Origin of the sequence: Mycobacterium hubeiense (genome assembly GCF_002838065.1) — a bacterium.
Lineage (GTDB): Bacteria > Actinomycetota > Actinomycetes > Mycobacteriales > Mycobacteriaceae > Mycobacterium > Mycobacterium hubeiense.
The window spans coordinates 1-25,225 of sequence record NZ_PIZU01000015.1 but is presented as its reverse complement, the minus strand read 5'-3'; the positions used below and the strand labels follow the sequence as shown (position 1 = coordinate 25,225).

Sequence of the window (25,225 nt, the reverse complement as noted above, 5' to 3'; positions counted from 1 at the left end):
CGGCCGCGCCTTTCCGGGCCGAAGGGCCCTTCCGATCGCGGACCGATTTGATGGAGTTATTTCGTGGCGCTCACTGCCGAACAGAAGAAAGAAATTCTCGGCCAGTACGGCCTGCATGAAACCGACACCGGCTCACCGGAGGCCCAGGTCGCGCTGCTGACCAAGCGCATCGCCGACCTGACCGAACACCTCAAGGTGCACAAGCACGACCACCACTCGCGGCGCGGGCTGCTGCTGCTGGTCGGCCGGCGGCGTCGGCTGCTCAAGTACGTGGCCCAGGTGGATGTGGAGCGCTACCGCTCCCTGATCGACCGCCTCGGTCTGCGTCGCTGACCTGCCATGTAGCATAGATACGTTCTGTGCCATTGGTTTGAACACTGGGTGCGGTACCCGCAGCCCCGCGGGCGCCGTTCCCGCGCGTCATGTCGGGCCCGCCTGATCGGGCGGTCTTCGGTAGTGGCTGTCGGGAGTGAATCCCGGCCGCTTCGATCGACGGCCGTAGCCGTATCCAGGCGGGTGGTACCGGCCCTCTCGGGCTGCACAGCGTTGCAAACGTGACGACGCGAAACAGCTAAATGAACTCGAAAGAGGCCACCGGACTAAATGTCTGTAGTTGAAATTGAAGACGGCGTGTACGAATCCACCGCCGTCATCGACAACGGGAGCTTCGGCACCCGCACCATCCGCTTCGAAACCGGCCGGCTCGCCCAGCAAGCCGCCGGCTCCGCCGTCGCCTATCTCGACGACGAAACCATGCTGCTGTCGGCGACCACCGCCAGCAAGAATCCCAAGGATCACTTCGACTTCTTCCCGCTGACGGTCGACGTCGAGGAGCGCATGTACGCCGCCGGCCGCATACCCGGCTCGTTCTTCCGCCGCGAAGGCCGTCCGTCCACCGACGCGATCCTGACCTGCCGGCTCATCGACCGTCCGCTGCGCCCGTCGTTCGTCGACGGCCTGCGCAACGAGATCCAGGTCGTGGTCACCGTGATGAGCCTCGATCCCAACGAGCTGTACGACGTGCTCGCGATCAACGCCGCATCGGCCTCCACCCAGCTGGCCGGCCTGCCGTTCTCGGGCCCGGTCGGTGGCGTGCGGGTCGCGCTGATCGACGGCACCTGGGTCGCCTTCCCGAGTGTCGAGCAGCTCGAGCGGGCGGTGTTCGACATGGTCGTCGCCGGCCGAATCGTCGGAGACGGCAACTCCCAAGATGTCGCGATCATGATGGTCGAGGCCGAGGCCACCGAGAGCGTCGTCGAGCTCATCGCTTCAGGCGCGCAGGCGCCGACGGAAGCCGTCGTCGCCGAGGGCCTGGAGGCGGCCAAGCCGTTCATCAAGACGCTGTGCGAGGCGCAGCAGGAGCTGGCCGATCGTGCCGCCAAGCCGACGGGCGATTACCCCGTCTTCCCGGAGTACGCCGAGGACGTGTACTACGCGGTCTCGTCGGTGGCCAGCGACGCGCTGTCTGAAGCGTTGACCATCCCGGGCAAACAAGAGCGCAACGACCGCACCGACGAGATCAAGGCCGAGGTGCTCGAGCGGCTGGCCGACCAGTACGCGGGCCGCGAGAAAGAGATCGGCGCAGCCTTCCGCTCGCTGACCAAAAAGCTTGTGCGCCAGCGCATCCTGACCGACCACTTCCGCATCGACGGCCGCGGCATCACCGATATCCGCGCGCTGTCCGCCGAGGTTTCGGTGGTGCCCCGGGCACACGGCAGCGCGCTGTTCGAGCGTGGCGAGACCCAGATCCTGGGCATCACCACCCTCGACATGATCAAGATGGCCCAGCAGATCGACTCGCTGGGGCCGGAGACGTCCAAGCGCTACATGCACCACTACAACTTCCCGCCGTATTCGACCGGTGAGACCGGTCGCGTCGGCTCGCCCAAGCGGCGCGAGATCGGGCACGGCGCCCTGGCCGAGCGGGCCCTGGTGCCCGTGCTGCCCAGCATCGAGGAGTTCCCGTACGCCATCCGCCAGGTCTCGGAAGCCCTCGGCTCCAACGGCTCGACGTCGATGGGCTCGGTGTGCGCGTCGACGCTGGCGCTGCTCAACGCCGGTGTGCCGCTCAAGGCGCCGGTGGCCGGCATCGCGATGGGCCTGGTGTCCGACGACATCGAGGTTGACGGCAAGACCGAGCGGCGCTTCGTCGCGCTCACCGACATCCTCGGTGCGGAGGACGCGTTCGGCGATATGGACTTCAAGGTCGCCGGCACCAAGGACTTCGTCACCGCGCTGCAGCTGGACACCAAGCTCGACGGCATCCCGTCGCAGGTGCTGGCCGGTGCGCTGGCGCAGGCCAAGGACGCCCGCCTGACGATCCTCGAAGTCATGGCCGAGGCCATCTCCGAGCCTGACGAGATGAGCCCGTACGCGCCGCGCATCACCACGATCAAGGTGCCCATCGACAAGATCGGCGAGGTGATCGGGCCCAAGGGCAAGATCATCAACTCGATCACCGAGGAGACCGGCGCTCAGATATCGATCGAGGACGACGGCACCGTGTTCGTCGGCGCCTCCGATGGGGCGTCGGCGCAGGCCGCGATCGACAAGATCAACGCGATCGCCAATCCGCAACTGCCCAAGATCGGCGAGCGGTTCCTCGGAACTGTCGTCAAGACAACCGATTTCGGCGCGTTCGTGTCGCTGTTGCCGGGACGTGACGGCCTGGTTCACATCTCCAAGCTCGGCAAGGGCAAGCGCATCGCCAAGGTCGAAGACGTGGTCAAGGTGGGCGACAAGCTGCGCGTCGAGATCGCCGACATCGACAACCGCGGCAAGATTTCGCTGATCCTGGTCGTCGAAGACGCGGAGACCGAGGCCCCTGAGACGGCTCCCGAGACCGCGCCGGTTGATGCCGCGACCAGCAGCAGCTAGGGCCTTGCGTCGCGGCCAACGCGGCGACGAAACATCCGCGGCCGTGCGCCGCACCACCCTGCCCGGTGGTCTGCGTGTGGTGACGGAGTACATCCCGTCGGTGCATTCGGCCTCGGTCGGGGTGTGGGTCGGCGTCGGTTCCCGCGACGAGGGTCGCAGCGTCGCGGGTGCCGCGCACTTCCTGGAACACCTGTTGTTCAAGGCGACGCCGACGCGCAACGCGGTGGACATCGCGCAGGCCGTCGACGCCGTCGGCGGTGAACTCAACGCGTTCACCGCCCGCGAGCACACCTGCTACTACGCACATGTGCTCGACGCCGACCTGGAACTCGCCGTCGACCTCGTCGCCGACGTGGTGCTCAACGGTCGATGCGCCGCCGACGACGTCGAGATCGAACGTGACGTGGTGCTCGAGGAGATCGCCATGCGCGACGACGATCCCGAAGACACCCTCGGCGACGTGTTCCTCTCGGCGATGTTCGGCGCACACCCCGTGGGGCGCCCGGTGATCGGCAGCGTCGAGTCGATTTCGGCGATGACGCGCGCGCAGCTGCATTCGTTCCACGTGCGCCGCTACACCCCGGAGCGCATGGTGGTGGCGGTCGCCGGCAATGTCGACCACGACGAGGTCGTCGCGCTGGTGCGCGAGCACTTCGGCCCGCGGCTGGTCCGCGGCCGACGTCCGGTGCCGCCGCGCAAAGGCACCGGACGGCTCACCGGACAGCCGACACTGCGGGTGGTCAACCGCGACGCCGAACAGACCCATCTGACGTTGGGCGTGCGCACCCCCGGGCGGCACTGGGAGCACCGGTGGGCGTTGGCGGTGCTCAACACGGCGTTGGGCGGTGGCCTGAGTTCGCGGTTGTTCCAACAGATTCGCGAAACCCGCGGGCTGGCGTACTCGGTGTATTCGGCCGTGGACACGTTCGCCGACAGCGGCGCGTTGTCGATCTACGCCGCGTGTCTGCCGGAACGATTCGACCAGGTGGTCCGGGTGACGACGGATGTGCTGGAGGATGTGGCCCGCGACGGCATCACCGAGAACGAATGCCGAATCGCCAAGGGCTCGTTGCGGGGCGGTTTGGTGCTGGGGCTCGAGGATTCGGCGTCGCGGATGAACCGGATCGGCCGCAGCGAGTTGAACTACGGCGAGCACCGCAGCATCGAGCACACGCTCGCCGAGATCGACGCGGTCACCGTCGACGAGGTCAACGCCGTCGCGCGCCAACTGCTGACGCGGCATTACGGCGCGGCCGTCCTGGGTCCGCATCGGTCGAAAACGGCGTTACCGCAGCGGCTTCGGGCACTCGCCGGCTGATCGGTACTGTGGGGTCGGTGATCTCACGGCGAAATGTACTGATCGGTGGATTGACGTTCGCGGCGCTGGCGGCCGGTGCTCAGCGGCCCGCGCTGGCCCAGCCCCTCGCCTCCGTCGCCGCGCTGGAACCGCGCCACAACGCGTTGATCGGGCTGTACGCCGTCAATCTGGACACCGGCCGTACCGTCGCCAACCGCGCCGACGAGATGTTCGCCATGTGCTCGACGTTCAAGACGTACGCCGCTGCCCGGGTGTTGCAGATGGTGGGGCGTGGCCAGCTGTCGCTGGACAATCGCGTCTTCGTCGACTCTGCCGAGATTGTGGCCAACTCCCCGGTGACCGAGGCGCGGGCCGGCGGCGAGATGACGTTGGCGGAGCTATGTCAGGCGGCCCTGCAGCGCAGCGACAACACTGCAGGCAATCTACTACTGAAAGCCATTGACGGACCGCCGGGAATCACCGCCTTCGCCCGCAGCATCGGCGACGAGCGGACGCGGCTGGACCGCTGGGAGACCGAACTGAACTCGGCGATCCCGGGTGATCCCCGCGACACCAGCACACCGGCGGCGCTGGCCACCGGGTACCGGGCGCTGCTCGTCGGCGATGTGCTCAACCCACCCCAGCGCCGCCTGCTCGAGGACTGGATGCGGGCCAATCAGACGTCGAGTATGCGGGCCGGGCTGCCGCCGGGGTGGACCACCGCCGACAAGACCGGAAGCGGCGACTACGGCAGCACCAACGACGTCGGAATCGCATACGGCCCGGATGGCCAGCGGGTGCTGCTGGCGATCATGACGCGGTCGCAGGCCAACGACCCGAAAGCCGCGAACCTGCGACCGCTCATCGGTGAGGTGACGGCGCTGGTGTTGCCGATGCTCCTGTGACTATTCGTGGGTTTGAATGGCGACGCGCTTGCCGCTCACGGCGTTCTCGGACAACGGAACTGACACGGTGAGGATGCCTTTTTCGTAGGTGGCGGTGATGTCATCCTCCTTGGCGCCGGCGGGCAGCGTGACCGTGCGCACGAAGGAGCCGTAAGCGAACTCCGAGCGCGCGTTGGACTCGGACTTCCCGGCGCGCTCGGCCTTGATGGTGAGTTCGGCGTCGTTGACCGTGATGTGGACGTCGGTGTCCGGGTTGATGCCGGGGATCTCCGCGCGCAGCTCGTAGTGATCGTCGGTCATCTCATCCTCGATGCGCATCCGGTTGCGCTCGAAGATGGGCCGCAGGCCGGCAAACGGCGTGATCCCCGCGAAGAACTCCGACAGCTCGGGCAGGAACGGACGCGGCTGGTGCTGGACGGGAAGGTTAACCACAGGTGACTCCTAAGTCATCGAAAATGCGTTGTGACGCTTGCTTTTTCGATCCAAGCATCACTATCGGACCTGTGGTCGAATGGTCGGTGAACTCCTCGAATACTCGTCGCCGGGCTACGCCAACACGGTGGCCGGGTCGGTGTAGGGCAAACCGAGGTCTGCGGCCACCTGCTCGGACAGCAGCGCTCCGTCGTGCGTCGAAAGGCCTTTGGCCAGCGCGGGATCGGCCTGGCACGCCGCCTGCCAACCCTTGTCGGCCAGCTTGAGCACATACGGCATGGTGGCGTTGGTCAGCGCGAAGGTCGACGTGCGCGGCACGGCGCCGGGCATGTTGGCCACGCAGTAGAACACGGTGTCGTGCACGGTGAACGTCGGGTCGTCGTGTGTGGTGGGCCGCGAGTCTTCGAAGCAGCCGCCCTGGTCGATGGCGATGTCGACGAGCACGGCACCCGGCTTCATATGTGCGACAGTGGAATTGGTCACCAACTTCGGCGCCTTTGCGCCCGGCACCAGCACCGCGCCGATGACCAGGTCGGCGCGCTTGACCGCATCCTCCAGCTCGAGGATCGACGAGTATCGGGTCTGGATGCGGCCACCGAATTCGGCGTCCAGATCGCGCAGCTTGTTGATGTTGATGTCGAAGATCGTGACGTTGGCGCCCATCCCGCTGGCGACGCGGGCGGCGTTGTAACCCGCTGTGCCGCCGCCGATCACCACGACATCGGCCGGGGCCACGCCGGGCACACCGCCCATGAGTGCGCCGCGACCGCCCTGGCTGCGCATCAGGTGGTAGGCGCCGACCTGAGCAGAGAGTCGACCGGCGACCTCGCTCATCGGGGCGAGCAGAGGCAGAGCGCCGTCAGCAGTCTGGACCGTTTCGTAGGCGATCGCCGTGGTGCCCGAGGCCAGTAGGGCGTCGGTGCACGGCTTGGAGGCGGCGAGATGCAGGTAGGTGAAAAGCGTTTGGCCTTTACGCATGCGGGAGTATTCGGGCTCGATTGGCTCCTTGACCTTCAGCAGCAGGTCGGCCTCGGCCCAGACCTGGTCCGCACCGTTGATGAGCTGAGCGCCGGCGGCCTTGAAGTCGTTGTCGGCGATCGCCGAACCCTCGCCCGCGCCGGATTGGATCAGCACCTCGTGTCCGCGGTGGACAAGCTCGGCGACACCGCCGGGGGTGATGGCGATGCGGTACTCGTTGTTCTTGATCTCGGTCGGGATTCCGACGCGCATGATCGCTCCTTCGGCGAAGTGGTGTTAAGTAGAGTGTGAAGAAAGTTCGAATAGTGCGCAATCACGTTGTCGATTATTCGATAGGATGCAGTTATGACTGAAGAAGCTGCAGGCACGATGGTGCGTCTCCCGCCTCGGCCGAAGGATGTTCGGCCGCCTGAACTCGACGACGTCGACCGGCGGATATTGCTGACGCTGCATGCCGACGCCCGCATCTCCAACAGCGCACTGGCCGACGCGGTCGGGATTGCGCCGTCGACGTGTCACGGGCGGGTCCGGCGGTTGCAGGAACTCGGGGTGATCCGCGGTTTCTACACCGACATCGATCCGGCCGCCGTCGGGCTGCCGCTACAGGCGATGATCTCGGTGAGTCTGCAGTCGAACGCCCGCGGAAAGATCCGCAGCTTCATTCAGCAGATTCGGCGACGGCCGCAGGTGATGGACGTGTACTTCCTCGCCGGCGCCGACGATTTCATCCTGCACGTCGCGGCGCGCGACACCGAGGACCTGCGGGCGTTCGTGGTGGAGAACCTCAACGCCGACGCCGATGTCGCGGGCACGCAGACGTCGTTGATCTTCGAACACCTGCGAGGTGCCTCGCCGTTGTGATCACTGCGCGCGCAGGATCAGCCCGTAACCGTCGTCGCGGTTCAGGCGTAGTTCGTCGGCGTCGATGGTGGCCTGGACGCGACCGCTGAGGACGCGCAGTACGGACTGTTCGATCTCGGCCAGCTCACCGGGGCAGGCGCGTTTGGTGGTGGCGAGCGGGCCGAAGTCGATGCTGCCCTCGGAAAACGTTGCCCGACCGTTGAATTGGTTGCATCCGGTGGAGCCGGTGACGGCGCCGTCCGCGGCAATGGTGAGCGACGGCCGTGCCTGCTCCAGGTCGACGGATGTCATCACGGCTTCGGACGAAACCAGGCTGTGCACGATCCAGTGGGTGCCGGTGAGCGCCCGGTCGGGGTTGACCACCTTCTTGTCACGCAGGGTCACGGTGGCCGCGTCGGTGGTCAACGTCAGGGTGTCGCCGTCGAGTGTCCACGAGGGTCGAGCCTCGAACAGCTTGGTCATCCAGGCGTCGGCGGCATCCAGTGGCGGTGGGCAGGCCATCATGGTGGTCGCCAGCTGGGTGACGACGCGGCCGTCGGCGAGATCGACGGGCCCGGAGCCGCGATTACAGCCGGCATAGGCGCTGATGCGCCCGTCTTCGAAAGCAACCTCGAGCGGACCACCGCCGGGAATCTGCGCGCCGTCCACCTTGACCGAGATGAATGTCCGGCCGGCAGGCGTCTGAGCTTCGGCGGTGCCCGAGCCCGCGCAGCTCGCTAGTGCAAGGACGGTTGCAACGACCGGTAAGAGGAGACGCATGGCCTCACGCTACTGGTGGACAGCTTGGACCTACCCGTCGTTGTCCTCCTCTTCTGGTGGGACGAGGAAGTTTTCGGGGTGGTGGAGGTTGTTGATGCGTGCTTGTCCGCTGTCGAGGGCGGGTGGGGGGATCCATTCGATGCGGCCGTCTTTGCGTTTTCGGGTGGTCCAGCCGCCGTCGTGCAGGAGGCGGTTGTCGGGTGGACAGGCGAGTTTTTCGTTGGTGATGTCGGTGGGGCCGTTGGTGTTCCAGGGTTGGGTGTGGTCGACCTGGCACCAGGCCGCGGGTGCGGGGCAGCCGGGCCTCGTGCAGCCGCGATCGCGCGCGTAGAGCACGAGGCGTTGTCCGGGGGAGGCGATGCGCTTGCTTCGGCCGAGGTAGAGCGGAATCTGGGTGTGGTTTTCGAAGACCACGAGGTAGTGATGCGCGTGGGCGGCCAGGCGGATGACGTCGGCCATGGGCAGGCGGGTGCCGCCGGCGGTGAGGGCGGTGCCGCAGCCGGACTCCAATTCCTTCAACGTGGTGGTGACGATGATGGTGCACGGTAGGCCGTTGTGTTGGCCCAGTTCGCCGGAGGTCAGGGTGTTGCGGGCCAGGGCTTTGAGGGCGTCGTGTTGGCGCTGGGCCAGGGTGCGGGTGTCATTCTGAATCTGTTCGGCGGTCGGCGTACCCGTAATGCACGGTGTTTCGTCGTCGGGATTGCACATGCCGGGCGCGGCCCATTTGGCCCAGATCGCGTCCAGGGTGGCGCGTAGTTCGGGGTCAACCAGCCCGCGTATCTCGGACAGTCCGTCGGGGCGTTGGGGTCCGAGGTGGATGCCGCGGCGGCGGGCCCGTTCGGCATCCGAGAGCTCGCCGTCGGGGTGGATCAGGGCCATCAGCAGCTTGGCGGCCTCACGCAGGCCTTCGGGGGAGTGCTCACGCGCGATGCGGGCCAGGTCGGCCTCACAGGCTTGGCGGGTTTGGTGGTCGATGTGGTCGGGCAGCTCGTGAAAGAACCCGCTGATGATCTTGAGATGCTCGGCCCCGATCAGCCCGTCGGCGATGCCGGCGGCCACGTTCGGCCAGTGTGGCGCCAACGGTTCGCCGGTCAGCGTGCTGCGCGGGCCGAGGTTGGCGGCGTCTTTGAGCCGGCGTTTGGCCTCGGTGGGGCTGATGCGTAGCCGGGTGGCCAGCACGTCGGCCCAGTTCTTACCGCCCAACTCCTTGGCGGTGGTCTGGCTGGTCAGCTGCGCGGTGAGCCGATGATCGACGGCGGGTTGGGCGCGGTAGAGCTGCTCGAGGCGGGCCTTGACGTCGAGGGCGTCGGTGGCGGTGAGGTCGTCGAAGGCGTGCGCGGCGACCCGAGCGGACGCGGCGTGTAGCGCGTCGAGGTCGGCGGCGAGCTCCGGCGAGATCATGCTTCGAACACTAGTTCGAACCACCGACAAAACTTCACCGCGTTCGCGAAATGTGACGCCAGATACGAAAGTGACACAAGGGATTTCGCGAGGGCGCGCCGCCGACCGACAGACGCGCACGCTCGCCGCAACAACCCGCAGCGATAGGCTCCAGCCATGCGAGTCGGAGTCTTGGGCGCTAAGGGCAAGGTCGGAGCCACCATGGTGCAGGCGGTCGAGGCCGCCGACGATCTGACGCTCTCCGCGGGAGTCGACGCCGGCGATCCGCTGACCCTGCTCACCGAGAACGACACCGACGTCGTCATCGACTTCACCCACCCCGACGTGGTGATGGACAACCTGAAGTTCCTCATCGACAACGGCATCCACGCGGTCGTCGGCACCACCGGCTTCACCGACGAGCGCCTCGCGCAGGTCAAGCAATGGCTCGCCGACAAGCCGGACGTCGCGGTCCTCATCGCGCCGAACTTCGCCATCGGCGCGGTGCTGTCGATGCATTTTGCCCAGCAGGCCGCTCGGTTCTTCGAGTCGGTCGAAGTGATCGAACTGCATCACCCACAGAAGGCCGACGCGCCGTCAGGCACCGCAGCGCGTACCGCCAAACTGATCGCCGCGGCGCGAAAAGACATGCCGCCCAACCCCGATGCCACCAGCACCGGGCTCGAAGGTGCGCGGGGCGCCGACGTCGACGGCATCCCGGTGCACTCCGTGCGACTGGCCGGTCTCGTCGCGCATCAAGAGGTGTTGTTCGGCACGCAAGGGGAGACGCTGACCATCCGGCACGACAGCATCGACCGCACATCGTTCGTGCCCGGGGTGCTGCTCGCCGTGCGGCGCGTCCACGAGCGCCCCGGCCTCACGGTCGGGATCGAGCCGCTGCTCGACTTGACATGAGCGAGGGGGCGCGCGCATTGCGCATCCAACTGCTCATCGCTTTCCTGTGCGTCGCACTGGTCTTCTACTTCGTGATGCTCGGCCGTATTGCGATGGCATTCATCATGTCTGGCAGCGTGGCAGCAGTCGGACTCGGCCTGGCGATCATGATCATGCCGCTCATCGGCGTCTGGGTGATGGTCACCACGGTGCGCGCGGGGCTGGCGCATCAACGTCTGGCGCGTCAAGCCAAAGAGGAAGGAATGGAACTCGACGTCAGCGCCCTCCCGCGAATGCCCTCGGGGCGCATTGAGCGCGATGCTGCGGACAAACTCTTCGAAACGGTGCGCGACGAACTCGAACACGACCCGAACAACTGGCGACGCTGGTATCGGCTCGCTCGCGCGTACGACTACGCGGGAGACCGCAGCCGCGCCCGAGAAGCCATGAGAAAGGCCGTCGAACTGGAGGAGCGCGAGTGAGCAAGACGCTGCTCGTCGTCCATCACACACCATCGCCGGCCACGCGAGAACTGCTCGAGGCCGTGCTCGCGGGCACCCACGACCCGGAGATCACCGGCGTCGACGTCGAAGTACGTCCCGCTCTGGCGGCAACGGTTCCCGACATGCTCGACGCCGACGGCTACCTGTTCGGCACCACAGCCAACCTCGGCTACATGTCGGGCGCGCTGAAGCACTTCTTCGACACGATTTATTACCCGAGCCTCGACCACGTCGCGGGCCGGCCCTACGGTCTTTGGGTACACGGCAACAACGACACCGTGGGCGCGGCGAACGCCGTCGACAAAGTGGCCACCGGACTGGCGCTGACCAAGGCCGCCGATGCGCTCGAGGTCGTCGGCGCTGTCGACGCCAAGGCCCGCGAGCGGGCCTACGAACTGGGCGGCACGCTGGCCGCGACGCTGATGGAGTAAGGAGCCCAAATGGCCGGAATCGCCGAAATCGCTTTGGGCGCAGCACCGTTGGCCGGTGGCGCGCTGCTCGGTGTCATCGCCGGAAACATCAAAGGTCCCGACGTCCGCGCCATCATCAAACAAGACATGGAGCTGCTCGACAAGCTGCCCGCCGAGGACACTCAGCGCAGGGCCGCACTGCAGCGCACCATCGATATGCGCATCGACGATCTGGTCCACGCCGTCGACCGCGGCCGCGAACTGCGGGAAGCAGCCGCCTCCTACAAGGGCGACTGGCGCGACATCGTGCTGTTCTTGTGCACCCTGTTGTTCACGTTCGTCTGGTGGAACGTCAAGCACGACCGGCCGAATTGGCTGATCTTCTTCATCTTCCTGATCGCCCTGACGGTGATGACCGCGCTGTACGCCTTCCGTGGAGGCCTGCGTGCGCTGCAAAGCTTCCTGCAGGAGCGACGCGGTCGGCGCTAACGCGGGAGCGCGGTCTCGAACAGCTCCTGCAGCGCGATCCAATGCCGCTCGGCGGCTTCCTCGTCGTAGGGCGCATTGTCCGGAACTGCGAAGCCGTGGCCGGCGGGGTAGATCTCGATCTTGTGCTCGACCCCAGCGGCGGTCAGCGCTTTGTCCAGCGTCTCGGCCTGTTCGGGCGTGAATGACCCGTCGTTCTCTGCGCCGGCGACATAGACCGTCGCCTTCATCCGGTCGGCCAGCAGATGCGGGCTGGTCTCGTCGTCGGTGACGAGACCACCGCCATGGAAGGAGCCCGCGGCCGCGACGCGGTCTGGCACGCGGCCGGCGACGATCACCGAGGTCCGTCCGCCCATGCAGTAGCCACACACCCCGAAGGTGTCTCCCTTGACCTCGGGCCGCTCGGCGAGGAAGTCGAAGAAGGCGACGGCGTCGCTGGCGATCATGTCCGGCGTGACACTGCTGATCATTCCGAACAGCCGTTTGCGCTCGGCGGGATCGCTGAACGCCGTCTTCATGTCGAAGGGCTGCCAGTCGCCGTGCCGGTAGTACACGTCGGGCAGCAGTACCGCGTGGCCGAACCCGGCCAACCGGGCGGCCATCTCTTGGAAGGTCGGTCGTACCCCACCGGCGTCGGGATACATGACGACGGCTGACCACGGGCCGGTTCCGTTGGGTGTGTGCAGGGTGATGGGGCAGGTGCCGTCGGGCGTGGTGACGGTGGCGGAGATACTCGGCATGGCCTCCGTTCTACTACCTGCGACCAGACGTACGCTGAGTGGCGTGCCGATCGCGACCCCGTACGAAGACCTGCTGCGCCTGGTGCTCGAGCGTGGCACACCCAAATCCGACCGCACCGGCACCGGCACCCGCAGCCTGTTCGGCCACCAGATGCGCTACGACCTGACGGCGGGATTCCCGCTGATCACCACCAAGAAGGTGCACACCAAGTCGGTGATCTACGAGTTGCTGTGGTTTCTGCGCGGCGATTCCAACATCGGCTGGCTGCATGAGCACGGTGTCACCATTTGGGACGAATGGGCTTCGGAGACAGGCGATCTCGGCCCGGTGTACGGGGCGCAGTGGCGGTCCTGGCCGACCCCGTCGGGCGAGCACATCGACCAGATCAGCAATGCGCTGCACCTGCTCAAGACCGACCCGGACTCGCGGCGCAACATCGTGTCGGCGTGGAACGTCGGCGAGATCCCGCAGATGGCGCTGCCGCCGTGCCACCTGCTGTTCCAGTTCTATGTCGCCGAGGGCAGGCTGTCTTGTCAGCTGTATCAACGCAGCGCCGACCTGTTCCTCGGCGTGCCGTTCAACATCGCCAGCTACGCGCTGCTGACCCACATGATGGCGGCCCAGGCCGGGCTCGGGGTCGGCGAGTTCATCTGGACCGGCGGCGACTGCCATATCTACGACAACCACGTCGAACAGGTCAAGCTCCAGCTCAGCCGTGAGCCACGTCCATATCCGGAACTTGTTCTGGCGCGGCGTGATTCGATCTTCGACTACACGTACGACGACATCGTCATCAAGAACTACGACCCGCATCCGGCGATCAAAGCCCCCGTCGCGGTATGACGGTTGGTCTGATTTGGGCCCAGTCGACCTCCGGGGTCATCGGCCGCGACGGCGGCATCCCGTGGCGGCTGCCGGAGGACCAGGCCCGTTTCAAAGAGCTCACCATGGGCCACACGGTCGTGATGGGGCGGTTGACGTGGGAATCGCTGCCCGCGAAGGTGCGCCCGCTGCCGGGACGCAGAAATGTCGTACTGACCCGGCAAACTGACTACATGGCCGACGGGGCAGAAGTGGTGACCACACTTCAAGACGCAATGACCGACGACGAGACGTGGGTGATCGGCGGTGAACAGATCTATGCGCTCGCGCTGCCGATCGCGACCCGCTGCGAAGTCACCCAGGTCGACATCGACCTGCCGCGCGAAGACGGCGACGCGGTGGCGCCGGTGCTCGATGAGACCTGGGTGGGCCGCACGGGGGACTGGCTGACCAGCAGCTCCGGGCTGCGCTACCGGTTCCACAGCTACCTGCGCGCATGAAGCTCACCCCGGTCCAGGCCCGCCGTATCGCCGTCGCCGCGCAGGGATTGGCCGAACCGAAGCCGCGCGGCCCGGTCACCCGCGCACACCTGCGTCGTCTCATCTCCAGAATCCAAGTGCTGCAATTGGATTCGGTCTCTGTAGCGGTGCGAGCCCACTATGCGCCTGTGTTCAGCCGGCTGGGGCCCTACAACCGCGATGTCCTGGATCGTGCCGCCTGGGAGCACACCGCGCGATCGCCGCGCTTGCTGGTCGAGTACTGGGCGCACGAGGCCGCGCTGATGGCCGTCGATGATTGGCCGCTGCTGCGGTGGCGGATGCGGGAGTACCGGCACGGGCGGTGGGGCACCCAGATCGTCAAGAAGAACCCGCAGCTGGCCGACGATATCGTCGCCGCGGTGGCCGAGCTCGGACCGTCGACGGCCGGGCAGATCGAGGCACACTTGGGTGGTGAACGGCGCGGCAAAAAGGGCCCGTGGTGGGACCGCAGCGACACCAAATGGGTGACCGAGGCGTTGTTCGCGTCCGGGGTGCTGACGACGGCCACCCGCGTCGGGTTCGCCCGGCATTACGACCTCACGGAACGAGTGCTGCCGCCGGAAGTGGTGGCGCACGAGGTCGACGACGACGAAGCCGTGCGGGAACTGGCATTGCGGGCCGCGACGGCGCTGGGGGTGGGCACCGAGGCCGACATTCGTGACTATTTCCGGTTGTCGGCCAAGCAGGTCAAGCCGGCGATCGCGAAGCTGGTGGCCGATGGGGAGCTGGAGCCGGTGGAGGTCGACGGGTGGACTGCGCCGGCGTATCTGCGTGCGGGGCAGACGATTCCGCGACATGACCGCGGTACGGCGCTGCTGTGCCCGTTTGATCCGTTGATCTTTTTCCGGCCACGGGTGCAGCGGCTGTTCAATTTCCACTACCGCATCGAGATCTACACGCCGGCGCCGAAGCGCCAATTCGGTTACTACGTATGGCCTTTCCTGCTCGACGGTCGGCTTGTCGGTCGGGTGGATCTCAAACGCACCGATGGCGCGCTGCATGTTGTTGGCGCGTTCGTTGAACCCGACGAGAAGCCGTCGCAGGTGGCTGCTGGGCTGGCTGCCGAATTGGAATCGATGGCGTCGTGGCTGGGGCTGGGCGAGGTGACGGTAGGCGACCGAGGGGATCTGGCGAGCGCGTTGCGACTTGCCGTGCAGAACCGCGGCTATTGAGCGTGCCCGCCACGACTGTTGATGATCAGGCCTTTGATCTCGGCGAGTTGCTCATGAATTCTGCGGAAGTCGGCGCGCATCTCGGTCCGATGATCAGCGAGTTCGCTTCGAAGCAACGCGAATTGACGACGAACCGCCACAAACGCCTCGCGCTTCTCTTGCTGATGCGCCTCCAGCTTCTCCGTAAGGACATTGCTGGCCGCGCGTTCGGTGCACATCGCGGCTACCATCGCTGCCGGGTCCTCGGAACCGCTTGGTGGGGTCATCGAGAGGCCATATCTTCGCGTGTCGCCATATCTCCGCCTCCTCGGATTGCAGTATGGCGGCGGCAGGTTCATGTCGCAAATGACGGTGGACACCGTGACCTTTTGGGCCACGGCGATCGCCCCGATCGTTCGCGGGAGGGGATGACGTCGCTAGGGCCGGATGCCTTGCGGCATAGTCCTATGTCACGAAGGCCACCGGGTCCCAGTAGCTCATGTCGGCGATGGCGATGACGCCGATTGTGCGAGGTCGAGGTGGGCTGCCAGGGCACATTTCGTCGACGACCATGTCGAAGCGGTAGGTCGAAACCTCCTGCAGTAGCCAGGGTGCCCGTTGTGGCCCCTGCTCGCCTCTGTCTATGACGATCACGAGCGTGTATTGGCAACCAGGCGCCGGCATGGCCGCCTTGGTGGTCTGATCGCGTGCTGCCTCGGCAGCTGGGTATGAGCCACCGTAGTAGTGGAGGGGAACCTTGCTAACGTCGCGCGTGTTCAGGCCAGCAACCAGTGATTCTGCCTTTTCCCGTTGAACCTCCGGCCCGAAATCACCCATGAACGGGCCGTCATGAGTCGACGAGTGGCATGCGCCCGACATCGCGAGGAGGAGCACAGCGATAGCGACGATAGAGTGTCGAATTCTCAGGCCGCGCAGCACAATTAGTTGCACGGATCTCGAATGGGCAGCCCAGAGCTGAACGTCACGTCACAAACGCCATTGGGTTCCAATACCCCATGTTGGCAGCGGCGATCACGCCGATCGTCCGCTGGCGAGGCTGTTGGGTGGGGCACTGTTCGTCAACAACCATGTCGAAACGGTACGTCCGCGTTTCGGATGTCGCTCCCGGGACCCGCTCGACGCCTTGTTCACCGCGATCAACCACCGATATCAGTGTGTACCGGCATCCGGGCGACGGCATGGCGGCTTCGATCGTTCGGTTCTGAGCCGTCTCAGCCTCCGCAGACCAGCTGTCGCGGGCTACCGGCACCTTTCCTACATCTCCTGTATTAAGGCCAGCGACAAGTTCCTCGGCCTTCTCTCGCTGTTCCTGCGGTCCGAATTTGCCCAAACCGGGGCCGTCATCGGACGTTACCGAGAGAAGCCACCACGCGCCGGCAGCGATGAGGGCAATGACGACAAGGAAGGACGCGACTACCACGATCCATCGAATCCGACGAGCGTGCATCCTCATTCACCCGGGTATCTCAAATGAACAAACTCGGCCTGAGCGAACGGCGCAATGTACTCTCCGCCTGGACCCGGCATCCAGTCGTTGTGCACATTGTCGGTTCCGGAATGCTGGTTGATCACGTCAGTCAGTACCCCATCCTGCATGGTCTGTCCTACGTAGACGGCGACGTGGTTGATCTGGCCTCGTTCGTCTTTGTAATAGATCAAATCGCCCGGTATTAGCCCCGCACGCGATGGAGCTAACGGATCCAACCCCTCACGCGCCGGCGTGGCGACCGCTCCAACGATTTCGCCTCGGCCCGAATGCTGCGTGACGAAATTGTGATTCTCCTTCGCGAGGGTCCATGTCTTCGACGACGTGTTGCCCGGGACATTCAGACCGCCATTCTGGTAGTACCAGTCGTCGCTGTCGCCGCGACGCCAGTCGTCAGTTCCGTTTCCGACATCGCCGAACCCGCCAGCGCGCATGACTTGTGAGGCGAAGTTCGTGCAATCTTCAGCGCCGCCACCGAGCTTCTCATAGTCAGGGTTGAAGCTGTCTGCCCATTTCTCGGCGTACTCGACGGCGGCGCGCCGGTTCTCAGATAACGGCGGTCCGGGGAGAAGCGGAGGAGGCGCCAGCCTTTCTTCGTTGTCGACGAGTTGTATTCCGTTGTGTGCGTTGGCCGGTGGTGTGTCACCGCTGGGGGTGTCGAGGGTGAGTGTGTCGAGTCCTTCGGTGGCGGCGAGCAGCTTGCGGCCGTATTCGTTGTCGAGTGTCAGGAGTTGGCTGGCATGAGACTGGATGGTTTCGCCGTGTTCCCGGGCGGCGGCGAGCCGCGCCTCATACGCGCTGGTGCCCCAGGGGTGGCGTTGGGTGTCGGTGACCGACAAGTCCTCGCCGACCTGAAACCCGTCGGCGCGGGTTTCGGCGAGGGCGGCGAGGGTCTTGGCGTGCAGGCCGTCGAGTTGATCAGCGCCGAACGTGGCGATCCCGGCGGCGTCGCGTAGCTGGTTGGCCTTCCCGCGGGCGGTGAACGCGGCTGTGTCGGTGCTGTCTTGGGCCGTCTCGGCGGCCGGGCCGGTCCACTCGGTGCCGCCGGGGCGCAGTATGTCGGCGGCCAGCTCGGTGAACGACTGCTCCCATAGGTCCGCGGTGCGGGGGAAATCGGCAGCCAGCTCGCGCAGGTGCGCAGTAGTGAATGTCTCGACCCATGCCAGGGTGGGCAGCGCCCCGACGAGTGCCATCGGTTAGGTCACCGTTGTGCCTAAGTCGGCGGCCGAGTCGGTGTCGGTGCGCTCGTAGGCGCCCGCGGCGGCAGTGAGGGTGGATGCCGTCGCCTGAGTCCACGCCGCCAGCGCCGCGCCGGCCGCGCTGGCGCGGGTGCGGGCCGCGACTGCCGCCGCCGCGCTGGCCTGCTCGGCTGATCCGTCGTTGGCCCGCGGGGTGGTGCTGGCCAATCTGCCCGCGAGGGTCTCGCAGCGGCCAGCCAGCGCAAAAAGACCATCGACGGTAACCCGCAAGTCCTTATCCAAGGGCTCACCCCTCCTTGAGCCGAACGCCGTCGCGCCCGGAACGGTGGGCGCCGCGGCAAACTTTACCGCGGTCGAACTGACCTCTATGCGGGGAAATGTGCAGTGAGGTGGACCGAGTGACGGGGGCGGGGTTTTGAGTTCCGCACCCGCCACCCGGTGTCGGGGGAAGAGGACAGTAAAAGAGCAGCGGTCCGACAAGTCAGATCACGACGCGACGGCCGGCTCGTGGGGTTCGTCCCCAGGAACCTCGGACAGCGCCGTGAGTGCGTCGGTCAGCAGTCGTTGGATCCCGGCGTTGATGCCCGTGCAGTCGGTCTCGATCTTGTTGGCGTTCTTCTGGATCGAGCTGGCGAGCTTCTTCACCTTGTCGATCTTGTTCAACTCTGCGATCGCGGCGTCGATCTTCTCCTCGGCGGTGGCGATTTCCTCGGCGCCACGGCGGCTCGATGCCGTCAGCGCACTGGCGCGGAGCAGCATGACAACCGTGCGCAGCAGCGCGTGATCGTCCGTATGCGGGTCGAAGGCCAGCACGATTCGCCTGGTGCCCAGGACACGGATGGACTGGCCACCGTTCTGCTCCGGGGTTGGAACGATCCCGAGCGAGGCGTTGGCTTCGCGGTTGCGTTCGGCCTCGTCGAAGTAGGGACCCCATTTGCGGTCGGCCGAGTCGGTCATCTCGACTACTACCTGCGTCTTGCCGCCATCGACGGTCAGAACGCCGTCGCCCTTTTGGCAGCGTGAGATGACGCCGGCCGTGTTGCGGGTGTCGGTGTACTCGTCACCCAGGCCGGCCGCGATGTCCTGGAGGAGGGCACCCATCGCGTCCTCGTACTCGAACCCCTTCTCGGGGCTGCGGGTAGTGATGGTTCTCTTTGCGTCCTGAACCCTCAAGGCGACGACCACCTCGTCGACCTTCTTCGTCAGGTCGGTGTGGTTCTCGGCGATCAGCTTGGTGAGCTTCTGCTGCTGTGCATCGAGCGCAGCGGTGTGCTTGGCGATCGGCGAGGTCGGATCGCTCGGGTCGAACTGCTTGACCGTCTTGTCGTGCAACTCGCTGAACGTCGTCTTGGCCTTGGCGTCCAGATCGGCTCCGAACCTCTGGAGCACCGGGACCATGCGCTCCACCACCTCGGGGTGTTGGCCGCCGAAGAGCCGGCGGATCTCACTCACCACCGTCTTTGTGGAGTCCTGGAGCTCCTTGCGGGTGGCCTTATCGGCGTCCGTGATGGCCTTCTTGGCGTCCTCCGACGCCTTGGCTACCGCGTCCGAAGCGGACTTGACCGCGCGTTCGGTGACCTCGACGGCCTTGGTGCTGGTATCGGCGGCCTTTTCGCCGAGATCTTTCATCATCCGTTCCAGCGCTCGCGCGTCCTGGGCCTGGCCGGCTGCAGACAGTGCATGGGAGCCGATCTTGACGGCTTCCGTGACGAATGCGCTGAGGTCCGCGGCGCCCAAGACCTCGGGATCGTCCACGATGGGACCGCGCTCACCAGTGCTCCAGCGCTGCGCTTCGCGTGCAACGTCCTTGTCGCGCACGGTGAGTCGTTCGATCACCACTCCGGTCAGGGAGTCGTCGAAATGGGCCTGTCGATTGTTATCGGGCATTTGTGCCTCCTGGGTGCGTGGCTGCCGCGGGATGCGGAAGCGCGATGCACGCAGCATCTGCCCGAGTTGTGAACAAATCAACCTATATCACTGATAAGGGGGCTTATCAGTGCATGCCATTGCTTCGAAGGGCAGTTGGGCTTACCGTTGATCAACGCCTGGAAGGAGGCCTAGTGAACACGCTGACGTTGCAGGACGTCGCGGACCTTGCAAAGGTACGCCGACCTGTCGTCAGCATGTGGAGAAAGCGCCCGATTGTGCGCGGCGTGTCGATGCCATTTCCGGACCCGGTGGAGATCGTGAACGGCTTCGAGCGGTTCTCACGTAATGATGTCGTTGAGTGGTTGGCCCGCACCGGGCGCGGGAACAATCCGGAGCACAGCTACGACGCGCCGGCGGTGGCAGTTCCAGAGGGCGCCGCGCTGGAGGACGTGGTGACGCTGTTGTGTTGGCACGTCCTCACTGGCGAAGAACTCGCGGGCACGTCATTGGTCGATCGCGTTCGCCGGGCCGAGGAGTTCGACCCGGACGATGAATCGCTGCTGACTGAGATCCGCGGTTTGCGGGCGTCCGATGCGGTGCTCGCCTATGTCGACGATCTGGTGGAAGCGTCGTTCGGCCCACCCGACGCCCTGGCGCGACTCGAGCGTGGGCGCCTCAAGCGCGAGCTTCAGGCCAGAGACCTAACCGTCGGTGCGGTGGAGCTGCTCGGTTGGATCGTTGACGCCGCCGCCACTCATCTCCATCAGATGCCAGTTGTTCTATGCGCCGACGATTCACCTGTGTGGATCGATGTCGCCGCCACGTGTGGGCTCGAAATCGTGTCAAGCGCCCGGGCGCTCCGCCGCAGAGCGGTTATCCGCGGTGTTGCCGTCCGGGAATCAACCGCGCGGCCACGCATCTCGGTGTCATCGCTTGTCGGCCTGGATCTGGCCGACGCGCTTGATCGCGCCGAAGACGTTGTCTTGGAGTTGAGCCCCGGGGACGTGGCGCTGCTGCTGGGTCCCGCCGCCGTGTTGTCCGACGAGCTGGCGGGAACCCTGCAGCAACGGCGGGCGGCGACGTTGCGCGTGGGCAATTTGGTTGCGGCAATTCGGCTTCCACGCGGCCTTTGGCGCGAGGCACACCGCCAGAGCCTCGCGGTGTGGCTGTGCCTCGGTGGTGCCAACGCGCGACGTCCGTGGGTGGCCGACCTCGGTGCAGTCGACGATCTAGAGCCCAACGACCTCGCGGCTGATGTTGCCGGCGCGCTGGCGCAGACCGAACGTCGCGCCTTTCGCTATGCGCGGCGCATCGAGCTGGCGGACGTGCTTGTCTCGGGATCGGTGGTACCGCGTGGAGTCCGTGCGCCGAGGCTGCGTGAGCCCGATTCGAAGGCCCACCTGGATCGGGTGCACGCTGCGACCCTGACCACCAGCTCACCGCTGGCCCCACTTGACGTGTTGGTGGCACCGTCGCTGGGCCCCCATCAGTTGACGTACAGGTCTCTGGGTGAGCTTCATGAGCGCAAGCACTTGATCGTGAAGCGCGGCAGCAGAATTGACATCGCTGATGCATCGCTGGATGGCACGGTTCCAGTGTTGCCGAATGACATCGTGGGGACGATTGCTTTCGACCCGTTCGACGCCGTGCGCAAATATCCTCGCGCGGCCCGTACCGACCCCGGTGACGTGATCTTCATCGAGAAGCCGCGTCCTCAAGCGTGGGTGGATGTGGTCGGCGGCGCTATGGTCGCATCTCCCGCGCGGATCATCCGGCTCCGCGAGTCGGCAGAGATTGGGCCGATGGTTCTCGCGACGGTGATCAATGAAATTGCCACGGCCGGAAGCGAATGGAAGACATGGAGTGTGCCGGTCATGCGGCGCGATGAAGCCAGACGGCTCGAAGAGGCGCTGGTTCGCACACATGAGTTCGAACGTGAAACGCGACGAAGGCTCGTCGCTGCACAAGAACTGAAGAAGGCTCTGATCGACGGGGTCGCCGCCGGCGCCCTGACTTTGGATACCGAACCGACCACGCCCGGCGTCGTCGCGGCCGTGAAATAGAAAGGGACGAAATGCCTCCGAGGAAGAAGCAGCAGGAGCCGCAGGCGCCGTCGACGATGAAAGAGCTCAAGGACACGCTCTGGAAGGCGGCCGACAAGTTGCGCGGCTCGCTGTCGGCCAGCCAGTACAAAGACGTAATTCTAGGTCTGGTCTTTCTCAAGTACGTCTCGGACGCGTATGACGAGCGGCGTGCGGCGATACGCGCCGAGCTGGAAGCCGAAGGCATGGACGAGTCGCAGATCGAGGATCTGATCGACGATCCAGAGGAGTACCACGGCTACGGCGTATTCGTGGTGCCGTCCAATGCGCGCTGGAAGTTCTTGGCGGAGCACGCGAAAGGTAAGCCCGCAGGCGGACGTGAGCTCGAAAAGAACATCGGTCAGCTCATCGACGAGGCTATGGACGCGGTCATGAAAGCGAACCCCACGCTCGTTGGAACGCTGCCGCGGTTGTACAACAAGGACAACATCGACCAACGCCGGCTCGGCGAACTGATCGACTTGTTCAACAGCGCCCGTTTTAGTCGACAAGGTGAGCACCGGGCCCGTGATCTCATGGGCGAGGTCTATGAGTACTTCCTCGGGAATTTCGCTCGCGCAGAAGGCAAGAGGGGTGGGGAGTTCTTTACGCCGCCCAGTGTGGTGAAGGTGATCGTCGAGGTGCTGGAACCGTCGCGGGGTCGGGTGTACGACCCGTGCTGCGGGTCGGGCGGCATGTTCGTTCAGACCGAGAAGTTTATTTTCGAGCACGACGGCGACCCGAAGGACATCTCGATCTACGGCCAGGAAAGCATCGAGGAAACTTGGCGAATGGCGAAGATGAACCTCGCCATTCACGGCATCGACAACAAGGGCCTCGGCGCGCGGTGGGGCGACACGTTCGCGCGCGACCAGCACGCTGACGTGCACATGGACTATGTGATGGCCAATCCGCCGTTCAACATCAAGCACTGGTCGCGCAATGAGGAGGATCCACGCTGGCGCTTCGGCGTCCCGCCTGCCAACAACGCGAACTACGCGTGGATTCAGCACATCATCTCGAAGTTGGCGCCGGGGGGAAAGGCCGGCGTAGTCATGGCCAACGGTTCGATGTCGTCGAACTCAAACGGAGAGGGCGAGATTCGCGCTCAGATCGTTGAGGCCGATCTGGTGTCGTGCATGGTGGCCTTGCCCACTCAGTTGTTCCGTAGCACGGGAATCCCGGTGTGCCTATGGTTCTTTGCCAAAGACAAGACGGCAGGGAAGCAGGGTTCGATCGACCGGTCGGGCCAAGTCCTTTTCATCGACGCACGCGAACTGGGTTACATGGTGGACCGGGCCGAGCGTGCGCTGACGGACGAGGAGATCGTGCGGATCGGCGACACGTACCACGCATGGCGTGGTTCGAGATCTGCGGCTGCGAAAGGCCTTACTTACGAAGACATTCCGGGCTTCTGCAAGTCGGCGACACTAGCGGAGATCAAGGCTGCCGATTATGCGCTGACGCCGGGCCGATATGTCGGCTCGCCTGACGTTGAGGACGACGGCGAGCCGATCGACGAGAAGATCGCGCGATTGACCAAGGAACTGCTGGAAGCATTCGACGAGTCGGCGCGATTAGAGAAGGTTGTGCGACGGCAACTGGAGCAGCTGTCATGACCGAGCACGTTGTTGCGGACCTTGTCGCGCAAGGGGTGTTGCTCGTCGAAGACGGCAATCATGGGGAGTACCGCCCGCGCCCCGATGAGTTCGTAGCAGTAGGAGTTCCGTTCATTCGTGCGGCTGATATGTCCAGTGGGGTCGTGGACTTTTCGGGTGCGGGCAAGATCAATGCCACCGCCAGGGCGCGTATCCGCAAAGGTATCGGCGCCCCAGGCGACGTTATTCTCTCGCACAAGGGAACGGTTGGACGCATCGCCGTCGCGCCCGTCGACGCGCCGGATTTTGTGTGCTCACCACAGACGACCTTCTGGCGCTCGCTTGACCGGAACGTGCTAGACCAACGATTCCTTCGGTACGTTATGGGTTCTGCCAACTTCACAAGGCAACTCGATGTACTCAAAGGCCAGACAGATATGGCCCCGTACGTCAGCTTGTCTGACCAGCGCTCAATGACAATTGATCTTCCGGAGATTGAAGAGCAGCGAGCCATTGCCAAGGTGCTCAGTGCCCTCGATGACAAGATCGCAGCGAATGAGCGCATTCGTGCAGCCGCCGACGAATTGGCCGAGCTGCTGTGGCAGCGGTCGACGCTAGAAGGACAGTGCGTCCCGCTCTCAGCGCTGGCGTCCTTCGTGAACGGCAAAGCATTCACGAAAGGGGCGTCTGGGCATGGCCGAGTGGTAGTGCGAATCGCAGAGCTAAACTCGGGTATCGGCAGGTCGACCGTCTACAGCGATATCGATGTCTCAGACGAGCACCTAGTTCGGCCCGGAGATCTCCTATTCGCTTGGTCGGGGTCGCTGACCGTCGCGCGTTGGTTCCGGCCAGAGGCGATTGTCAACCAACACATCTTCAAAGTTGTTCCGAATGCTGGATATCCGGTTTGGCTAGTGAATCAGGCGCTCCGTGCAAAACTTGGTGATTTCAAGGCGATTGCTAGCGACAAGGCGACCACTATGGGACACATTCAGCGTCATCACCTTGATGAGGCCGTGACGATCCCTAACAACGAGGAAGTCGGTCGTATCGAAGCGGTTATGAGTGGATTGTGGCTGCGTGCACTTGCTGCAGAGCAGGAGAACCTTAGCTTGGCCGCTACGCGGGATGATCTCTTGCCGCTCCTCATGTCGGGGAAGATCACAGTTCGAAGTGCGGATGATGTCGTTTGGGAGCGTGGTCTAGATGGCCTACCAACTTGACGATCGGCTCGTAGTTGGCGTTGCGTCAAGCGCGCTTTTCGACCTAGCAGAATCGGATGCGTACTTCCGCGAGCATGGCGAGGCCAAGTATCGGGCCTATCAAGACGAGCGTATCGACAACACCTTGAACGCTGGCGTGGCTTTCCCATTCATTCAGCGCTTGCTCAGCCTAAACGACCTAAGGCCTGGTGATCCGCTAGTCGAGGTGATCATTCTGTCGCACAACGACCCGATGACTGGGCTCAGGGTGATGCGTTCAGTGCAGGCACATGACTTGCCGATCAGCCGTGCTGTCTTCACCCAGGGGCGGGCCCCCTACGATTACATTAATGCGTTCAGCATGTCGCTGTTCCTGTCAGGCAATCGGTCGGATGTAGATACCGCTATCGCTGCGGGTTTACCAGCCGGCCATGTACTACCGTCATCTGCTACCTATGATCCCGATGATTTGTCGCTTCGAGTCGCGTTTGACTTCGACGGTGTTCTAGCAAGCGACGCGTCAGAACGTGTCTACACAGAGTCCGAAGAGCTGGAGCACTATTTAGAACACGAGTCCTCTAATAGGGACGTCCCGCTTGATCCAGGTCTCCTGAAGCCACTGCTTGAGGATCTCAACCGCATTCAGACGATTGAGGACCAACGTAAGTCGGATGATCCGTCTTACGAACCGCGATTGCCCTCTCTGCCAACCTGGGTTGAGGCACCCGCCCCCT

Annotated in this window: 27 protein-coding genes; 16 read left to right on the top strand and 11 right to left on the bottom strand. The window is 64.7% G+C overall.

Annotated features, from left to right (window positions below):
* Window positions 1-63 precede the first annotated feature (63 nt).
* The 4 genes from rpsO to bla all read left to right on the top strand — a co-directional run bounded on the left by rpsO (window position 64) and on the right by bla (window position 5,079).
* Window positions 64-333, top strand: a complete 270-nt coding sequence (gene rpsO / locus CWS39_RS13485) for a 30S ribosomal protein S15 (protein ID WP_102143434.1) — start codon at window positions 64-66, stop codon at window positions 331-333.
* Between the two features lie 270 nt (window positions 334-603).
* Window positions 604-2,877 carry a polyribonucleotide nucleotidyltransferase gene (locus CWS39_RS13480; RefSeq protein WP_102143433.1) on the top strand — a complete coding sequence of 758 codons (2,274 nt, stop codon included), beginning with the start codon at window positions 604-606 and terminating at the stop codon, window positions 2,875-2,877.
* The gene (locus CWS39_RS13475) at window positions 2,855-4,195 is read left to right on the top strand and encodes a M16 family metallopeptidase (RefSeq protein ID WP_102143432.1); all 1,341 of its coding nucleotides are present in this window, start codon (window positions 2,855-2,857) and stop codon (window positions 4,193-4,195) included. The genes CWS39_RS13480 and CWS39_RS13475 overlap by 23 nt, the downstream gene beginning before the upstream one ends.
* Before the next feature lie 17 nt (window positions 4,196-4,212).
* Window positions 4,213-5,079 carry a class A beta-lactamase gene (gene bla, locus CWS39_RS13470; RefSeq protein WP_431306126.1) on the top strand — a complete coding sequence of 289 codons (867 nt, stop codon included), beginning with the start codon at window positions 4,213-4,215 and terminating at the stop codon, window positions 5,077-5,079.
* On the opposite strand, the gene CWS39_RS13465 is transcribed toward bla, so the two are convergent.
* Both CWS39_RS13465 and ald read right to left on the bottom strand, forming a co-directional pair.
* Entirely contained in the window at window positions 5,080-5,511 is a 432-nt protein-coding gene (locus tag CWS39_RS13465; protein ID WP_102143430.1) for an Hsp20/alpha crystallin family protein, read from the bottom strand. It abuts the gene before it with no gap.
* A gap of 114 nt (window positions 5,512-5,625) precedes the next feature.
* Window positions 5,626-6,741, bottom strand: coding sequence for an alanine dehydrogenase (gene ald, locus CWS39_RS13460; protein ID WP_102143429.1), 1,116 nt, complete (start codon window positions 6,739-6,741; stop codon window positions 5,626-5,628).
* A gap of 93 nt (window positions 6,742-6,834) precedes the next feature.
* On the opposite strand from ald, the gene aldR reads away from it, so the two are divergent.
* Entirely contained in the window at window positions 6,835-7,350 is a 516-nt protein-coding gene (gene aldR, locus CWS39_RS13455; RefSeq protein WP_102143428.1) for an HTH-type transcriptional regulator AldR, read from the top strand.
* Here the strand turns inward: aldR and CWS39_RS13450 are convergent, their stop codons facing one another.
* Both CWS39_RS13450 and CWS39_RS13445 read right to left on the bottom strand, forming a co-directional pair.
* Window positions 7,351-8,109, bottom strand: coding sequence for an META domain-containing protein (locus tag CWS39_RS13450; protein WP_102143427.1), 759 nt, complete (start codon window positions 8,107-8,109; stop codon window positions 7,351-7,353).
* 30 nt (window positions 8,110-8,139) lie between these two features.
* Window positions 8,140-9,510, bottom strand: a complete 1,371-nt coding sequence (locus CWS39_RS13445; protein ID WP_102143426.1) for an HNH endonuclease signature motif containing protein — start codon at window positions 9,508-9,510, stop codon at window positions 8,140-8,142.
* Window positions 9,511-9,666: 156 nt separating this feature from the next.
* On the opposite strand from CWS39_RS13445, the gene dapB reads away from it, so the two are divergent.
* The 4 genes from dapB to CWS39_RS13425 are packed head-to-tail and all read left to right on the top strand — an operon-like array spanning window position 9,667 to window position 11,785.
* Window positions 9,667-10,404: a 4-hydroxy-tetrahydrodipicolinate reductase gene (gene dapB / locus CWS39_RS13440; RefSeq protein WP_102143425.1), complete on the top strand. Its 738-nt coding sequence runs from the start codon at window positions 9,667-9,669 to the stop codon at window positions 10,402-10,404.
* Window positions 10,401-10,865 carry a tetratricopeptide repeat protein gene (locus CWS39_RS13435; RefSeq protein WP_102143424.1) on the top strand — a complete coding sequence of 155 codons (465 nt, stop codon included), beginning with the start codon at window positions 10,401-10,403 and terminating at the stop codon, window positions 10,863-10,865. Before dapB ends, CWS39_RS13435 begins: the two co-directional genes overlap by 4 nt.
* The gene (locus CWS39_RS13430; protein WP_102143423.1) at window positions 10,862-11,317 is read left to right on the top strand and encodes a flavodoxin family protein; all 456 of its coding nucleotides are present in this window, start codon (window positions 10,862-10,864) and stop codon (window positions 11,315-11,317) included. Before CWS39_RS13435 ends, CWS39_RS13430 begins: the two co-directional genes overlap by 4 nt.
* 9 nt (window positions 11,318-11,326) lie before the next feature.
* On the top strand, window positions 11,327-11,785 hold the full coding sequence (locus CWS39_RS13425; protein ID WP_102143422.1) for a hypothetical protein: 459 nt from the start codon (window positions 11,327-11,329) through the stop codon (window positions 11,783-11,785).
* Here CWS39_RS13425 and CWS39_RS13420 read toward each other — a convergent pair.
* Window positions 11,782-12,522 (bottom strand): dienelactone hydrolase family protein, encoded by a 741-nt coding sequence (locus CWS39_RS13420; RefSeq protein WP_102143421.1) that lies wholly within the window; start codon window positions 12,520-12,522, stop codon window positions 11,782-11,784. The two genes, CWS39_RS13425 and CWS39_RS13420, sit on opposite strands and share 4 nt — an antisense overlap.
* A gap of 43 nt (window positions 12,523-12,565) precedes the next feature.
* Here CWS39_RS13420 and CWS39_RS13415 point away from each other — a divergent pair, with 43 nt between their 5' ends.
* The 3 genes from CWS39_RS13415 to CWS39_RS13405 are packed head-to-tail and all read left to right on the top strand — an operon-like array spanning window position 12,566 to window position 15,056.
* Window positions 12,566-13,366 carry a thymidylate synthase gene (locus CWS39_RS13415; protein ID WP_102143420.1) on the top strand — a complete coding sequence of 267 codons (801 nt, stop codon included), beginning with the start codon at window positions 12,566-12,568 and terminating at the stop codon, window positions 13,364-13,366.
* Window positions 13,363-13,845 carry a dihydrofolate reductase gene (locus CWS39_RS13410; protein ID WP_102143419.1) on the top strand — a complete coding sequence of 161 codons (483 nt, stop codon included), beginning with the start codon at window positions 13,363-13,365 and terminating at the stop codon, window positions 13,843-13,845. The genes CWS39_RS13415 and CWS39_RS13410 overlap by 4 nt, the downstream gene beginning before the upstream one ends.
* The gene (locus tag CWS39_RS13405; protein ID WP_102143418.1) at window positions 13,842-15,056 is read left to right on the top strand and encodes a winged helix-turn-helix domain-containing protein; all 1,215 of its coding nucleotides are present in this window, start codon (window positions 13,842-13,844) and stop codon (window positions 15,054-15,056) included. The genes CWS39_RS13410 and CWS39_RS13405 overlap by 4 nt, the downstream gene beginning before the upstream one ends.
* Here the strand turns inward: CWS39_RS13405 and CWS39_RS13400 are convergent.
* The 6 genes from CWS39_RS13400 to CWS39_RS13370 form a co-directional block, all read right to left on the bottom strand.
* Complete coding sequence (locus CWS39_RS13400; protein ID WP_142386845.1) at window positions 15,050-15,322, bottom strand: hypothetical protein; 273 nt, start codon at window positions 15,320-15,322, stop codon at window positions 15,050-15,052. The genes CWS39_RS13405 and CWS39_RS13400 overlap by 7 nt on opposite strands.
* Window positions 15,323-15,500: 178 nt before the next feature.
* Entirely contained in the window at window positions 15,501-15,986 is a 486-nt protein-coding gene (locus CWS39_RS13390; protein ID WP_142386844.1) for a hypothetical protein, read from the bottom strand.
* Window positions 15,987-16,017: 31 nt separating this feature from the next.
* Window positions 16,018-16,476, bottom strand: coding sequence for a hypothetical protein (locus tag CWS39_RS13385; RefSeq protein ID WP_142386843.1), 459 nt, complete (start codon window positions 16,474-16,476; stop codon window positions 16,018-16,020).
* A 29-nt stretch (window positions 16,477-16,505) separates the two neighbouring features.
* On the bottom strand, window positions 16,506-17,735 hold the full coding sequence (locus CWS39_RS13380; RefSeq protein ID WP_102143413.1) for an amidase domain-containing protein: 1,230 nt from the start codon (window positions 17,733-17,735) through the stop codon (window positions 16,506-16,508).
* Between the two features lie 3 nt (window positions 17,736-17,738).
* Window positions 17,739-18,023: a type VII secretion target gene (locus CWS39_RS13375; RefSeq protein WP_102143412.1), complete on the bottom strand. Its 285-nt coding sequence runs from the start codon at window positions 18,021-18,023 to the stop codon at window positions 17,739-17,741.
* A 204-nt stretch (window positions 18,024-18,227) separates the two neighbouring features.
* Window positions 18,228-19,628: a Fis family transcriptional regulator gene (locus tag CWS39_RS13370; protein WP_102143526.1), complete on the bottom strand. Its 1,401-nt coding sequence runs from the start codon at window positions 19,626-19,628 to the stop codon at window positions 18,228-18,230.
* Between the two features lie 68 nt (window positions 19,629-19,696).
* Here CWS39_RS13370 and CWS39_RS13365 point away from each other — a divergent pair, with 68 nt between their 5' ends.
* The 4 genes from CWS39_RS13365 to CWS39_RS13350 form a co-directional block, all read left to right on the top strand.
* Window positions 19,697-21,673 carry a hypothetical protein gene (locus CWS39_RS13365; RefSeq protein WP_233213502.1) on the top strand — a complete coding sequence of 659 codons (1,977 nt, stop codon included), beginning with the start codon at window positions 19,697-19,699 and terminating at the stop codon, window positions 21,671-21,673.
* A gap of 11 nt (window positions 21,674-21,684) precedes the next feature.
* Window positions 21,685-23,310, top strand: a complete 1,626-nt coding sequence (locus CWS39_RS13360) for a class I SAM-dependent DNA methyltransferase (RefSeq protein WP_102143410.1) — start codon at window positions 21,685-21,687, stop codon at window positions 23,308-23,310.
* Entirely contained in the window at window positions 23,307-24,512 is a 1,206-nt protein-coding gene (locus CWS39_RS13355; protein WP_102143409.1) for a restriction endonuclease subunit S, read from the top strand. Before CWS39_RS13360 ends, CWS39_RS13355 begins: the two co-directional genes overlap by 4 nt.
* Window positions 24,496-25,225, top strand: a 730-nt coding sequence (locus CWS39_RS13350; RefSeq protein ID WP_102143408.1) for a 5'-nucleotidase, incomplete at its 3' end; no start/stop codon positions are given. The genes CWS39_RS13355 and CWS39_RS13350, both read left to right, overlap by 17 nt.